The following is a 13,830-nucleotide window of genomic DNA, read 5'->3' on the forward strand; positions in this document are numbered from 1 at the left end:
TCTTTGTGTGGGTGGACAGCAGTTGGCTGTATTGGCTGTGAGCGCATGCCACAGCAGATCCCGCTAAGGATGCACCGCCAACGCCCGGCATCAGCACGCGGTGCTTCGCTGCATGACGGCGGCCAGTCGATGAGTATGTACTGTAATGTATTCGCGTGCTACTCCGTCAGCACATAGCTGCTCGGAAGATTGATTCTGCCCGTCTCGTTTCCGTCCTGGTCGAAGGAGATCGCGGCTGTGGGGTAAGTGAGCTCTGTCTCACGGATGAGGGGCTCGAACATAATCACATAAGGCTCCTCTGGCAGGATCATCTCGTAGCGCTCATCCTCTACAAATAGAATGAATCGATGCAGCTCGTCTGTATGATTGCCAGCATACATAATGTATTGTCCCTTATTGGTGGTCACAATCTGGTACGGGATCGCACCGCTGCCAACACCACTGGTTGAGTCCAGCTTGAGCTTGCCGTTGGGACCTTGCGTGAATGCCGCGCTGCCCATTGCATCCCCTGTGGTGAACAGGGCGAAGCGACGGTTATCAAGCTGGGCCACACGCTGTATGTGAATGTTTTCGTTCGTCATTTGCTCGATAGCCTGCCTCATGGCCGGCTCGCTGTCTTCCACTTTAAAATACAATCTGGCTGAAATGCTGGGATACAGCGCGGTAGCCAGAGCGATCAGGGCAAGCATAGCGAGGCGCATTATGAGCCGGCTGCGGCGAGAGGATTGAGGCATCATACACCTGCCTTATATCAGTCTGTATCCTATAGACGCAGCAGCTCTTCATTTTGTTACACCGTGTGCTTCCACCAAATTCCTGAGGCGTTAAGGTACTGATTTTGCTCAAGAACGGATTTTTGCCGAACAAGGTATTATTGGTGTATGATTTATTTTATGGAATTTTATTAGTATAGATAAGGGGGCGATTGATATTCAATGGGTATATCTCGGTCTGGCCATTATCTTCGAAGTAGCGGGAACGACTAGCATGAAGCTGTCAGACGGGTTCACCAAGTTAGTTCCCAGCATACTGTTATTAGTCTTTTATTTGACCAGTCTAGTATTTTTAACCCTAGCTCTTAAACGAATCGAAGTATCTGTTGCTTATGCCGTGTGGTCGGGGATGGGGATCGTCATCATTTCCGTTATGGGTCTATTTTATTTTAATGAGCAATTGTCCTTAGCCAAGGTCATTGCAATCCTTCTGATTATTATAGGGGTTGTTACTTTGAACTTGAGCGAAGGGACGAGCAGCTAGCCAATCGCAACCCTCCCTTGTTGCTAATGAGTCGCGCCTTTAAATTCTAATTTTGGAGAGAATAAATGAAGCTCTTAAAACCTTTTTTCCTAGTCACAGATATTGGATTCATTGTCTATTGGATTGTAACTTATTTTCATATCATTCCAGAGTCGATGGCGTTCAAGGATTACAACAACCCTATTATGATTCACTGGAACTGGTCGTTCTTTCCTCTCGACATCCTGATCTCCATCACTGGCCTTGGCAGCTTGTATTTATTTAGAAAAAACCGACCGTCTTGGAGACCTTGGGCGTTAATATCGCTTGTCCTCACCTTTTGCTCTGGACTTCAAGCGATTGCTTTCTGGGCATTTGCCAACGATTTTGATCCGTACTGGTGGGCATTTAACCTATATTTATTAATCTACCCTTTATTTTTTCTGAGAACCGTAATGAGTGGTTACAGTAAAGTATCTTAATCAATGTCTTATCTCCACTGGAATTATAGACATCTGATGATTCGCTACTCATGTAGCGGTATAATTCTCTGGGTTAGTAGTAGAAGGAAGGGGCTGCAGTTTGCGACCCCTTCGTAATATTTTGAACTGGGGGGGGTTAGGTTGAAACGATTGCTTGTCTTTCTGCTGTCTCTTATGATCACCATTGGATTGTGGGCGCTCATTGCAGTGCTCCTCAGTGGGAGTGGAAATGGGGATACAGACACCCTGATCCTGATCGCCCTGTGTGTCGTTATTTCGATTCAGCTTTCCTTTCTAACCTCTATTATTCTAACCTCCAAGTTAACGAAATAAGCGGCTACAGATAAGAAGTATCTGTTTAGCTCACCCCAAGGAGCTCCTAATCTGAACGATCAAGCCCCATATTCTTGCAAGGGGTGCTTCACTTATGCTTCCACCAAATTCCTGCACACTCCGGTACGAAGGCCGACTTCTGTGCTGCGGCTCGTGCGGCTACCTCTTCACTGAAGAAAAAGGAGGTCAGCTCCTGAGCCTGCTCGATCGTATCGAATACATAATCGGTACGTATCCAGCGATGCTCGAACCCATAGATGTCTGCTAATGCAGCGTAGTAATCAGCCAACTCGTCCGGCGGCTGCGGCTCCGCGAGGCCAGTGCCCAGCGTCTCCAGGATGATGACGGTTCCGCCGGGTCGCAAGATGCGATCGATCTCCTCCATTATGCGAGCGAGGTTGGAGGTAGCTTCGGGCACGCCAGCATGTACCAGGTAGCATAGACTCCACCCGGCGACAACAAGGTCTACGCTGTGCGTAGCCAAGGGAAGCTCGCGGTGGTCGGCGACGGCTGTGCGCCAATTGATGAGCCCGGCTGCTGCCAGCCGTCTCGCGTTCACCTCCAGCATCGTAGGGTAAGCGTCCAGCGCCGTCACGAAGGCTGCGCCGCTCGCCAGCGGCAGGGTCAGGCGTCCGGTTCCAGCGCCCAGCTCAGCCACCTCCAGCTCATTCAGCGGGCGAATCTCGTGCAATAGGGAGGCCAGATTCGGTTGCCGGGCGACCAACTGATGGTATTGGTCGGCCTGTTCATTATAGATATGCAAATGATTAGACATGATTGAGATGTTCCCTTCTATTTAGACTGATCGGTATGTTCAGGGAGACTGAACGCATATAGAAGGTATAGATTTGTACACAATGGCTGCAATTCCACATCATAGTGATGATGGGTCAGCCACTTGAGCGCTGGGCGCAGTGCTGTGTGCAGGCGTGTCATCTGGTGCGCATCCGCTTCACCAGGGGATAGCTGTTCGCCACAGATAACCGAGCTGTTCGGGACGGCTGCTGCATGTACTGAGGCGGGAGGATTCTCTCGCTTAGTAGTGTCCAACTGGACTGATGAGCTCGCGCCGGGCACGTCAACCTTTCGCCCAACGCGATCTGCGGCTGAGTCCGAGGACACGGCTGAGGCTGACGGCGAGATCAGATCGACCAGACAGATTCGCCCGCCAGGGCGCAGCACTCTGTGCATCTCCTCCAGCGCCAGTAGCTGCTGATCCTTCGACAGATGTCGAAAGGCGAAGCTGGAGGCGATAAAGTTGAACTTGCCTTCGATATAGGGAATAGCGAGCATGTTGCCGAGCCGAGTCTCAAGCTGTGGGTATTTGCTCGCTGCCTGCGCGAGCATCGCCGGAGATTGATCGATGGCAGACATCGTCGCTCCGAGCGCCAGCAGCCTGCCAGCCAGATTGCCTGTGCCTGTTCCAAGATCAATCCCGCTCTCACCTGCAACCGGAGCCAATCTGGATACGGTCGCTGCCAACGCTTCTTCATAATAGCGATATATGCCCTCGCCACGCAGTACCATCTGGTCGTGTTCGGCGGCAAGCCGGTCATAATTCCAGTGATCCTGCCAATTGCCCCGTTGCTCACTCATCACTCTCGCATCCTGAGCCTGCCTAAACATATCCGTTATCGGCATCGTCTCCGCAGGCGCCAGCTCCAGCAACTGGAGTAGCCCCTCCGTCGTCTCTAGCTGCTGGCGCAGTGATAGCCAGAGCTGCATGGTTTCCGAGCGGTGCTGTTGCAGCAGCAAGCGCAGCGCATCGGTCGCAGGTTGTGTCTGCTGAAGGCCGGAAGCCAGCGCCTCGGCAATACTGGCAGTCTTCATTCCGGCTTGCCGCAGGGCGATGATGAGCTTCAGTCGCTCTATATCTTCTGCGGTGAATACACGGTAGCCGCTCTGATGCTCCTTCGCCGGGGTCAGCAGCCCCTTCTCCTCATAATAGCGAATGGTTCGGGCGGAGACGCCCAGCACCCGCGCTGCTTCTCGTATCTTCATTGCCGTTCACCTCCCTGAATTCTCCCCTAGTGTAAACCTTCACGCCGCGTACAGGTAAAGAGCAGTTAGCGAAATTATTGGAGCGTCAAGCCAAATTGAAGCAATCTTAGTCAGCTTACAGATGGGAAGAGGCACTGTAAGCAACAATAAAAAAAGGCTGCCGGTTATCAGCAGCGTTCATATATACTTAGTTACTGTACAGGTTGAATGACGATGGTTTTCATTTGCTTGGTTTCAAACGGCCTGCTATAGTTTTTGCAAAAAGCATCTACATTGGAGATAATTCTTTCTTTGTCATAAATAAAGAAGTAGACATATTTTGAGGTGTAATGGTATGCATCAGATCCGATTTCTTCGGTGAGTGTTCTTTCGGACATGCTTGGACGAGAACATTTGACTTCGATCACCGTGTCATAGGTGTCAATGAATAGGTCGGAACGGTATCCTTTGTAGCCTCCGTCACCGGCCACTTCTACTCGTGTTTCAGGAAATAGCGGTCGGAGCAGGGAGAACAATACGCGCTGTACATCATATTCATTACCTAAGGTAATTTTATTCAGATTCTCTTGCTGTAGCGTTCCTTTGCCATGTACAGGTTTGTGATACATCTCTTCCATGTGCTTATTAAAATGTTGAAGGATTTTCCCGATTATGATGTGAAAATGTGCTTCGTCAATTTCCTGTGCTGGCAGGATGGAATCAAACAAACCCGCCTGTATGTCCGCAGTTAGATCCTCCAGATAAGAGACGGCAGCAAGGGTTCCCTCTCTCGCAACGAGTACAAACTTTTGCGCCACGGATGAATCGGAAAAGAAGCGTTCTAAAATACGGCTGGTAGTGCTCAGCCACCTATTGGACAAGGACGAATCGTCCATCCAAGCTGATGATAGCTGAACTTGCTCCTGAATCGCGGCGATGATGGCTGCTTTGTCTCCAATAATAGTTGTCAAGCAATGACCTCCGATCCTTCAGCTATAGAATACCCCAGCGCAGGTAGAACAGGAATAGCGGCTCCAGAATATAGACTTCATCATCCTTGTAATCGAATACCTGGTACATAGGCTCACTGTTTTGAATAATGGACAGCATCTGACCGATGTTCTCTTTAATTTTTTTGCGTGTGGGCTTATCAACTGCGTCTCCTAGCAGGACATCGACTCGTCCTTTCATGTCATCCGTTGACAGGCTGACAACTGGCGGGTCATATGCTATGGCCTTTAATAGCAATTCATAGGTATCGACTTCTTCCCCGTGTATGGTGAGGTAGGTTTTCCGTTTCTGCCCTCTTGGATTAGGGCCTGTCTTCAGTTTCCTGGCTACTTCCTGGTAAGCAAGCAGATTAAGAGATGTCATCTTGTATGCTTGGTTTAGCACGCTCTGGTCAGGATTAGTTGTTGGTCCCAAATGATCGAGGTCAAGAATCATGCCGAGATTGTAGCATATGGACTGCATGAGCTGCGGCGAGGACAGGCTTTCTTGCGCGATATGCTCAGCAATTGCAGGATCAATGTTCATTCCAAGCTTACCGAAGCCCGCAATCGCAATCTCCTTCAGCTCTTCTTTGTTCCAAGGCTCGATATTAATCAGATTCAATCTGCCGCTTAGATCAGCATTCTTCCGAATGGCATCATCGGAGCGATGTGGCAGAGAGATGATGATGGTTTGCAGACCTTTGCGGATGGCATCCTTGAGCTGATAAGCAATCTCGAGCTGCTTGCTCGATGAAGCATAATGGAAGTCATCGAGCAGCAGGACAAGATCATGTTGAATAAAATATTGAATGACTTTATCCTTATTCGAGCGAAAGGATTCCGTTATGGACGTGGTGATGGCTTCGGTGGTGCCAGCAAGTCCCTGACCTTCGGTCTTCTGTATTTTCGTATGCTCACGTTCAAGTGGAATGCCAACTTTATGTGCAATCGTAACCCAAAAATCTTCGGATTCTTTGAAGTCATTCCCTATAAAGTCAACATAGCGATTCGTACCAATCACTTTATCGCATAATACGGTTTTACCTGTTTTCGATGGGCCGACTATCGAAGTCAGAAAACCGGTCATATCCACCGCATTACGGAGGCGAGCTTCATACGTAATTCCAAACTCCGCTCTACGCGAAATATAGGTGTGTATAGGCAACGCGCCAGCAATGAATACATCTTTAACTCGCAGCTTCAAAGGATCACCCCTAATTTCATTCCTCTTATCAGTATACCTCTTAATATGAAGTTATAGAAGCTTATGATCACCTATACGGACTTTTAATACTAGAAGATGCTTAAAATAGAGTAAGATCATATATTCTAGACCAATTGGCCAGTTTTCAAAGGTGAAAACCCGTTTCTTCACCAAACCGTCCCCTCCGAGAACACCTCGATAAAATTACGCGCACTCCGCGACAGGTAGCGCTCCTTGAGCCAGACGATGCCCACTTCGGAGTGGAAATCCGCCTGCTCCATATCCAGCATGCGCACGTTGTTGAACAGTGCTGAGGTCATGACGGATTTGGGCAATATAGTGGCTCCCAGGCCAGCAGCGACCAGCGCGATAATGATCACTACACTGGAGCACTCGCAGAGGATGGACGGCTGAACGCCCGCCATGCGGAACTCCGACATGACACGCTCATGCATGCCCGTCGTCTGATCGCTCTTCAGCGACAGGAACGGATGACGCGCCAGCTCGGACGGGATGATCGACTCTCGTCCATCATACTCCGACCATTGGGTAGGCAGGATCGCGACGAAGGGGTCGGAAGGAAGCGGCAACACAGCGTAGTGCTGGGAGTCGAATCCCGCCTCGAATGGCAGGCGAGCTACGACCAGCTCGATCTGCCGCTTCTCCAACTGGCTGCCGAGCAGCGAATGGTCACCTTCGCGAATTTTGAAGGATACCTGGGGGTATCTGCGCCGAAACTTGTCGATGGCAGGCGGCAGCAGGGAGACACAGGAGACGACGGCGCCGATCGCCAGCACCCCTTGCACGCCCTCGTCCAACTCCTGCACCTCCTTGACCGTTTCATTATATTGCAGCAGAAGCTGCTCAGCGCGTTCTCTGAGCAGCTCTCCCGCCGGAGTCAGCTTGAGCCTGCGCCCGCTGCGATCGAACAGGGTGACGCCAAGCTCCTCCTCCATCTGTTTAAGCTGACGGCTCAGCGGCGGCTGCTCCATATTGAGCAGCTTGGCCGCTGCCGTAACCTGACCCTCCTGGGCCACGGCAAGAAAGTATCGAAGCTGACGCAGATCCATATATTTTGTCTCCCCTTGGGCTATACTTTTAAGGTATAATAGATGTACAAAACAGATATTTTCAATATACGAGAAGAATTGGTATCATTCAACTAACAAATCTAATTGACAGAGGATGTTGCGAATATGACATACTCCATTTCCATTGAATTGGCCACGGAGAAGAAGACCAAACCAGACGTAAGCAAGATCAGCTTCGGAAGCAGCTTCACCGATCATATGTTTATTCTGGACTATGACGGAGACCGGGGCTGGCATAGCCCTCGCATCGTGCCTTACCAACCGATTACGCTGGATCCTGCAGCCAAGGTATTCCACTACGGACAGACGATCTTTGAAGGCTTGAAAGCGTATCGCACGGAGGATGGTCGGCTGCTGCTGTTCCGCCCGGATCAGAATCTGAAGCGTCTGAATCGCTCCAATGAGCGGATGAGCATCCCCGATATTGACGAGGAGCTGGCACTGGAGGCGCTCAAGCAATTGGTGCTGGTCGACCAGGATTGGGTGCCGAGTGCCGAGGGAACCTCACTGTACATCCGTCCGTTCGTCATTGCGACCGAGGCGCTGCTGGGCGTCGCTCCTTCGCAGCAGTACAAGTTCATGATCATTCTCTCGCCTGTAGGCTCCTATTATGCAGAGGGCATTCATCCAGTGCGGATTCATGTCGAATCTCGTTATGTTCGTGCGGTAGCAGGCGGCGTAGGTGAGGCCAAGACGGCGGGCAACTATGCGGCAGGATTGAAGGCGCAGGAGAAGGCAACCGAGGAGGGTTACTCCCAGGTGCTGTGGCTGGACGGTGTACATCGCAAGTATATCGAGGAAGTTGGCAGCATGAATGTGTTCTTCAAGCTGGGTGACAAGATCGTCACGCCGGAGCTCAATGGCAGCATTCTGGCGGGGATTACGCGCGCCTCTGTGATCCAGATGCTGGAGAGCTGGGGTGTGGAGGTTGTAGAGCGCCGCATCTCCATCGAGGAGCTGTTCGAGGCGCATGACCGCGGCGAGCTGATCGAAGCGTTCGGCACGGGCACCGCGGCTGTGATCTCGCCTGTGGGCGAGCTGAACTGGCAGGGCCGCAAGATTGTGATCGGCGGCGGGCAGACGGGCGAGCTGTCGTCCAGACTGTACAACGAGCTGACAGGCATTCAGCGCGGCGAGCGCCCTGATCCGTTCGGTTGGGTCGTAGAGCTGAAGGGCGCTGAGGCGTAGGCGAGCTCGTAAGCAAGATATGGATCTGCTAAGACATGAAGCCTTCCACCCCACTGTATGTGGCGAGGAAGGCTTCATTTTATGGCTAGCGTATCATCCGTGTACTATAGTAGCGCATCAGTAGCTGATCAGTGCAGCCATCAGCAGTCCGGTCGCCATGCTCAGGCGTGAGGTGAAGATGGCAACCGACACATTGCCCGCTGGAATCTCTCGCGTAATGCGAAAGGGTGTGAGCAGCTCGAACAGGTAGAATATAGCCACCTGGAACAAGATGCCAAGCATTCCCCACATGATCAGATCGGTGATGCCGACGGCATGATAGATGGCGGAGGCAAGTACAATCGCCAGGCCGATCACTTTGCCGCTCAAGTCGTGGGCGACTGCTTTGGCTGCTGCCATCTTCTGCGGGTCAGTCGTGTCGGAGCCTTCGCGTATGATGGCGAATTCCCGGTAAGGCGTGGACAGGATGAAGATTACCAGCCCCAGGCCCAGCAGTGGCAGCGTCACCGCAAGATAGATCAAAAAATTGCTAATATACTCCCATTGTTCATCCAAAGCAGATGACCTCCCATATCATTATTATGGCTCCCGAATGGCAGCAGGCACGAAGCAGGACAGGTTGTTGGTGATGCGGCTGCCGATCCGCGCCACTGTAGCTGATGGCTGGCCGCCGATCAGATATACACCCCAGAGTACATGACCCTCATACGGCCCGCTCAAGGTCTCGACGGTACGCACAGGCAACTGGACAGCCTGTTGATAGATCATCGGCTGCTCCCAATAGGACAGCTCGCCATCTCGTTCCAGCTCGCCCCCGGAAGCGTCATAGAGTGTCACACCGCCGCCTTCGCGCCCGAGAAACGGCTTGCTCACATAGGGATCGCGCCCGGCAAAGCGGTTGTCCAGATAGGTCGGCAGCATGTAGCGCCCGATCCATCCCAGCTCCTGTGCATCGAAGAAGGCCTGCTGTTCATAGAGGCTCCAGATCAGCGCCTGCACGGCCTTGGACTGGATGAGAAAGGCATCCGGCGGATTAATCACCGCCAGCTTGCGCTGCGCCATCAGCTCGATCACATGCTCGCCTGTGGGATAGCCGTCATCATCGTGCTCCTCAGCGAGCTTCTCAATTGGATGCAGTCGATACAGCAGATCAATTGGCACATGCTCGCCTTCGGCTGTGAGCTGACACAATCGATCTTCATACACACGCAGCTCCTCCAGCGCCACGAATCGGGCATGGGCAAATCCTGACTGCTGTAGCAGATAGCGGGCGGTGGCCGCATCCTCCTCATGCCAGCCAAGGGCGGTGAAGGCGATGCGATCGATGGTATATCCCTTGCTGCGGTAAGCTTCCCCCACTTGCTGGAAGGCCTCCAGCAGATGGTGCTCCATGCCCACGTTCGGGTTCGGAACGCCGTAGTAACGGCAGGCGCGATCGTTCACCACATAGGCCTCCACAATACCGGTCGGCGTGTCGCTGTTGAACTCGAGCATCTTCGGCCCGTCGGCTGTCCAGGCGAAGTCAAATCTGCCAATGACAGTCGGAACCTCCTGCCAGACGGACTCCCTGACCGCTTGCAGAGCTGATCCGGGAACTCCCAGCCCCAGCAGCAGTCCATCCTCCGCCTGCCGCAGCACCTCCTTGACCCGCTGGAAGATGCGTCCCAGCCGCTCTGCGCCCTGCGACAGCTCCTCATACATCGCACGCGGCTCGCAGAGAATGGATGCCAGGGCGTACTCTTCCCCGTACATCCAGTCCCAGGTGAACAGCCCCTCCTGGCGCAGCGGCTCGTAGATGTCTGCTCTGCGTTGCTCATATGTACTCATGGTCGGCTACCCTCCGTAGGAGCTGCCTGAGCTGTAGCCGCCTGAGCCGCTGTAACCACTTGAGCTGTCTGAGCCGCTATAGCCGCCTGAGCTGGACGCACTGCTGCCGAGTCCTCCTCTGGAGCCTGTGCTGACGCCTGATCGACTGGAGTAAGAGGACGATCTTTCATAATAGGCTTTGCCCCCGTGCGTGCCATAGTAGGACCCTCGGGAAGTTCGATCATCATCGCAGTAGCCATCCTCATCAACATCCACGCATTGATCGTTCCCCGGAACGAAGGCGCTGCCTGAGCCGCCGGAGAAGCTTCCGCCTGCGGAGACTCCCCCGCCTGAGCTGCTGGTAGAGCTGCATCCTGTCATTCCTATTGCTAGCGCAGTGCTTAAAAACATGGACGCCAGCAGTCTTGCTTTGTCTTTAGCCATGATGCTCCCCTTCTCTGGCATAATATACGTACAGCTTGCGATCCTCGTCGATCTCGGTGGATACTTTCTCCCACAAGGTGCCGTCTACTGTGCAGACATCGCTAAGCAGAAGGAGCAACACTGTCTCTTCCTCGTTGTAGTCGAAGATGCGAATCAACGGGGAGAAGGACGCGTGCTCCTCGTATTGGCGCAGCTCTACACGAATGCCGCGCCAACTGTCTGCCGCAGCCTCCGGTTGAGCCGCAGATTCCTCCACAGCCTCCTCGACATAGATTACATAACCGTCCGGTTCTGTGCCGCAGTAGCTTTTTTCATACACCACGCCGTCCTTGACGTAATAATCACAGGCAAATCGCAGCATGATCTCATCCTTGGTAATCTGGTTGTAATGATATAGCTGCGGATGGCCGCTCTGTTCATCTGCCAGTCGATATACTAATCTAGCCATGTTGGTCTTCCCCCTGATCGTTGATATGTCTGATTGTACGGAGCAGGGCGGGGAATCGTTTCACTACGAGAATTCTGCGTGCCAGCATTTATCATCTTACTCCAATAGCCGCCTGCCGCCAATTGATTTTTTGCAGGCTTCCTCCTCGGCTGCTTACCGCTCGATCTTCTCCTGCTGTATGGTACACTATCGTTAGACGATGTTCGAATTCATAAGGGTAGAGAGCAAGGGAAGTGATAGATGTGATGAATGGACAGACACAGCGCGAGACATCGGGAGGCGTAGCGGAGGAGCTGCTTGACGAGCGTCCTGCAGGGGCTGAGCTCAGACGAATCCCCATGGCGCACCAGGCGTCGCCGGAGACGACGCGCGAGCTGGTCGAGGCGGATAGCGCCGATGCCGGATATTTCCGCCTGTTAGAGCAGGGCGGTATTCATCTGAACAAGGCGCAGCTACAGGCGGTTAGGCATACTGAAGGGCCGTTGCTGGCGCTTGCCGGGGCCGGTTCAGGCAAGACGACGATGTTGATTGCACGTACTGGATATATGCTGCAGGTCAGGCGCATTCCAGCAGCGCGCATCCTGCTGCTCACGTTCTCCAGCAAGGCCGCGGCCGAGATGAGAGAGCGAATCGGGCGGCTGCCGGGCATGACTGGGCAAGAGGCGGGGCAACTGCACGCGCGGACGTTCCACTCGTTCTTCTTGCAGCTCCTTCGCAGGCAAGGGCTGGAGCAGGAGATCCTGAGCAGCACGCAGCGGCAGCATATTGTATTGAAGCAGCTCATGCGTGAGCTGGGCATACAGGGGCCGTATCAGCCGGAGACGCTATTGTCCCTGCTGTCCTCCTACAAGAGCAGCAAGCTGACGGTAGAGCATATGCCAGAGGATACGGCAGGCGAGCGCGAGATGAAGCAGATTCTGTCGCGTTATGAGCAGTGGAAGGAGGAGCAGGGGCAGATTGATTTTGATGATGTGCTGCTGCTGGCGTACCGGATGCTGCAGGAGAACCGAGCCTTGCTGCGTGCGCTGCAAGATCGGTTCCATTATGTGATGGTGGATGAGTTCCAGGACACCAACGAGCTGCAATATGAGCTGGTGCGCATGGTAGCCGAGCCGCGGCGCAATCTGATGGTGGTAGGCGACGACGACCAGACAATCTATTCGTTCAATGGGGCGAGCAGCGCGTTCATCCTGGAATTCGAGCAGCTCTATCCGGGTGCGACCGTCATCACCCTCGATACGAATTATCGCTCGGTGCCTGCTATAGTCGGCCTGGGTAATGAGCTGATTCGCCACAATCTCAGCAGGCGGGAGAAGACGCTGCAGGCGGCGCGGACGCAGGGGGAGCAGAACAGCCCGCGGTATATGCGACCGCTCCATTCGGATGAAGAAGCGCAAGGGCTGGTTCGTCATATCCGTCAGGAGGTGGCTGCTGGCCGTCGCATGTATGGAGATTATGCGGTTCTGTACCGCTCGGCGAGCAATAGCCGCGCGATACTGGAGCAACTGATTCAGCAGGGAGTGCCGCATATTGAGTATGGGGAAGGCTTGCTGCTCTATGAGCATAGCGCGGTTCGTCCGGTGCTGGATTACTTGCGGCTGTCGCAGCACCGCCGGGATTTCCGGGCGATGGAAGGCATATTGCCTACCTTATATGTCAATAGAGAGCGGGCGATGGCGCATATCTATGCGCACGATGCTGCAAGGCCAAGGAAGGGGCCGCTTACCTATCTGGATACGCTGCCGGGACTGAAGGATTATCAGCAGCAGAAGATTGGGGAGCGGCTGGCGCTGATCCGCACACTCAGGCTGATGCAGCCGACAGCGGCGGTCGCGCACATTCGCAAGCAATTTTATGATGCCTATCTGGAGACGAGCAACACGCAGCGGCTGACGCAGCATAAGGAGATGTTGAAGGAGCTGCTGGATGAACTGGAGACCTCGGCCAAGCGATTTGCTACGATTGACGACTTCCTGGCATTCGTTGAGCAGTTGAAGGAGCGCAGGACGGATGAGGCGGGGGGCAAGCTGCAGGAGCAGGGCGACCGTGTGGCGCTTATGACGATTCATCGATCCAAGGGGCTTGAATTTCCGGTGGTGCTGCTCATCGGCGCATCGGAGGGCAGTCTGCCGCACAGCTCGGCTCTCGAGGCTGACCGAATGAAGGATTCGTATGTGCAGGAGCAGGGGAGCGCGAAGCTGCAGGCGGCGCTTGAAGAGGAGCGGCGTCTGGCTTACGTTGCCGTCACACGGGCGCGGGAGGAGCTGATCATCAGCTCGCCGGCACTGCATCGCGGCAAGCGGGCACAGGTGTCGCGCTTCGTGGCCGCCCCGTTCAGCAGGACAGAGCAGGAGGCAGAGCGGAAGAAGCCGATGGAGACGGTGCCCATCTGGCGCTGTGTGCGCAAGCCATGCAAGGCATGGACACGGATGAGCGCTGCCGATGTACAGGCCGCGGCGGCAGGGCAGTCAAGGCCGCGAGAATGCCCGCTATGCGGCGCGCCGATGGAGCGGGGGAGTCGCGAGGTTCCGGTCTGAAGAACGGCGGATAGCGTGAGGGCTTGGGCTTTGTAACCGGCTTTGCCAACGTGGTATGATGTGGGCAAGAACTTACAATACTAGGGCGT

The 13,830-nt window shown here is 53.8% G+C and carries 15 protein-coding genes; 5 read left to right on the top strand and 10 right to left on the bottom strand.

Translation table 11 applies throughout. The features are described 5' to 3' along the window. Positions 1-158: 158 nt before the first annotated feature. Complete coding sequence (locus tag ACY1JZ_RS05915) at positions 159-581, bottom strand: hypothetical protein (RefSeq protein WP_270166614.1); 423 nt, start codon at positions 579-581, stop codon at positions 159-161. Positions 582-930: 349 nt separating this feature from the next. Between ACY1JZ_RS05915 and ACY1JZ_RS05920 the strand changes: the two genes are divergently transcribed. The 3 genes from ACY1JZ_RS05920 (at position 931) to ACY1JZ_RS05930 (ending at position 2,051) form a co-directional block, all read left to right on the top strand. After that, positions 931-1,257 carry a DMT family transporter gene (locus ACY1JZ_RS05920; RefSeq protein WP_462628711.1) on the top strand — a complete coding sequence of 109 codons (327 nt, stop codon included), beginning with the start codon at positions 931-933 and terminating at the stop codon, positions 1,255-1,257. 65 nt (positions 1,258-1,322) lie between these two features. Further along, positions 1,323-1,718: a YvaD family protein gene (locus ACY1JZ_RS05925; protein ID WP_462628469.1), complete on the top strand. Its 396-nt coding sequence runs from the start codon at positions 1,323-1,325 to the stop codon at positions 1,716-1,718. A 141-nt stretch (positions 1,719-1,859) separates the two neighbouring features. Continuing rightward, a complete protein-coding gene (locus ACY1JZ_RS05930) occupies positions 1,860-2,051 on the top strand; it encodes a hypothetical protein (RefSeq protein WP_462628470.1) in 192 nt (63 codons plus the stop codon). A gap of 88 nt (positions 2,052-2,139) precedes the next feature. On the opposite strand, the gene ACY1JZ_RS05935 is transcribed toward ACY1JZ_RS05930, so the two are convergent. The 5 genes from ACY1JZ_RS05935 to ACY1JZ_RS05955 all read right to left on the bottom strand — a co-directional run bounded on the left by ACY1JZ_RS05935 (position 2,140) and on the right by ACY1JZ_RS05955 (position 7,297). Continuing rightward, the gene (locus ACY1JZ_RS05935; protein ID WP_462628471.1) at positions 2,140-2,826 is read right to left on the bottom strand and encodes a class I SAM-dependent methyltransferase; all 687 of its coding nucleotides are present in this window, start codon (positions 2,824-2,826) and stop codon (positions 2,140-2,142) included. A gap of 17 nt (positions 2,827-2,843) precedes the next feature. Beyond that, positions 2,844-4,052 (bottom strand): MerR family transcriptional regulator, encoded by a 1,209-nt coding sequence (locus tag ACY1JZ_RS05940; RefSeq protein ID WP_462628472.1) that lies wholly within the window; start codon positions 4,050-4,052, stop codon positions 2,844-2,846. 191 nt (positions 4,053-4,243) lie between these two features. Then, positions 4,244-5,002, bottom strand: coding sequence for a PD-(D/E)XK nuclease domain-containing protein (locus tag ACY1JZ_RS05945; protein WP_462628473.1), 759 nt, complete (start codon positions 5,000-5,002; stop codon positions 4,244-4,246). Between the two features lie 22 nt (positions 5,003-5,024). Beyond that, a complete protein-coding gene (locus ACY1JZ_RS05950; RefSeq protein ID WP_462628474.1) occupies positions 5,025-6,227 on the bottom strand; it encodes an AAA family ATPase in 1,203 nt (400 codons plus the stop codon). A 167-nt stretch (positions 6,228-6,394) separates the two neighbouring features. Next, on the bottom strand, positions 6,395-7,297 hold the full coding sequence (locus ACY1JZ_RS05955) for a LysR family transcriptional regulator (RefSeq protein WP_462628475.1): 903 nt from the start codon (positions 7,295-7,297) through the stop codon (positions 6,395-6,397). 126 nt (positions 7,298-7,423) lie between these two features. Between ACY1JZ_RS05955 and ACY1JZ_RS05960 the strand changes: the two genes are divergently transcribed. Then, the gene (locus ACY1JZ_RS05960) at positions 7,424-8,506 is read left to right on the top strand and encodes a branched-chain amino acid aminotransferase (protein WP_462628476.1); all 1,083 of its coding nucleotides are present in this window, start codon (positions 7,424-7,426) and stop codon (positions 8,504-8,506) included. A gap of 117 nt (positions 8,507-8,623) precedes the next feature. Here ACY1JZ_RS05960 and ACY1JZ_RS05965 read toward each other — a convergent pair whose 3' ends face one another. From ACY1JZ_RS05965 to ACY1JZ_RS05980, 4 genes are read right to left on the bottom strand one after another with little or no spacing between them, the layout of a single operon-like run. Beyond that, positions 8,624-9,061, bottom strand: coding sequence for a DUF350 domain-containing protein (locus tag ACY1JZ_RS05965; RefSeq protein WP_270166604.1), 438 nt, complete (start codon positions 9,059-9,061; stop codon positions 8,624-8,626). Positions 9,062-9,085: 24 nt separating this feature from the next. Beyond that, positions 9,086-10,333, bottom strand: a complete 1,248-nt coding sequence (locus ACY1JZ_RS05970) for a glutathionylspermidine synthase family protein (RefSeq protein ID WP_462628477.1) — start codon at positions 10,331-10,333, stop codon at positions 9,086-9,088. 6 nt (positions 10,334-10,339) lie between these two features. Further along, complete coding sequence (locus ACY1JZ_RS05975) at positions 10,340-10,756, bottom strand: hypothetical protein (protein WP_462628478.1); 417 nt, start codon at positions 10,754-10,756, stop codon at positions 10,340-10,342. After that, a complete protein-coding gene (locus ACY1JZ_RS05980; protein ID WP_462628479.1) occupies positions 10,749-11,204 on the bottom strand; it encodes a hypothetical protein in 456 nt (151 codons plus the stop codon). Before ACY1JZ_RS05980 ends, ACY1JZ_RS05975 begins: the two co-directional genes overlap by 8 nt. A gap of 245 nt (positions 11,205-11,449) precedes the next feature. On the opposite strand from ACY1JZ_RS05980, the gene ACY1JZ_RS05985 reads away from it, so the two are divergent. Then, positions 11,450-13,741, top strand: a complete 2,292-nt coding sequence (locus ACY1JZ_RS05985) for a UvrD-helicase domain-containing protein (RefSeq protein ID WP_462628480.1) — start codon at positions 11,450-11,452, stop codon at positions 13,739-13,741. Positions 13,742-13,830: the final 89 nt, after the last annotated feature.

This window comes from Paenibacillus sp. J5 (assembly GCF_054955055.1).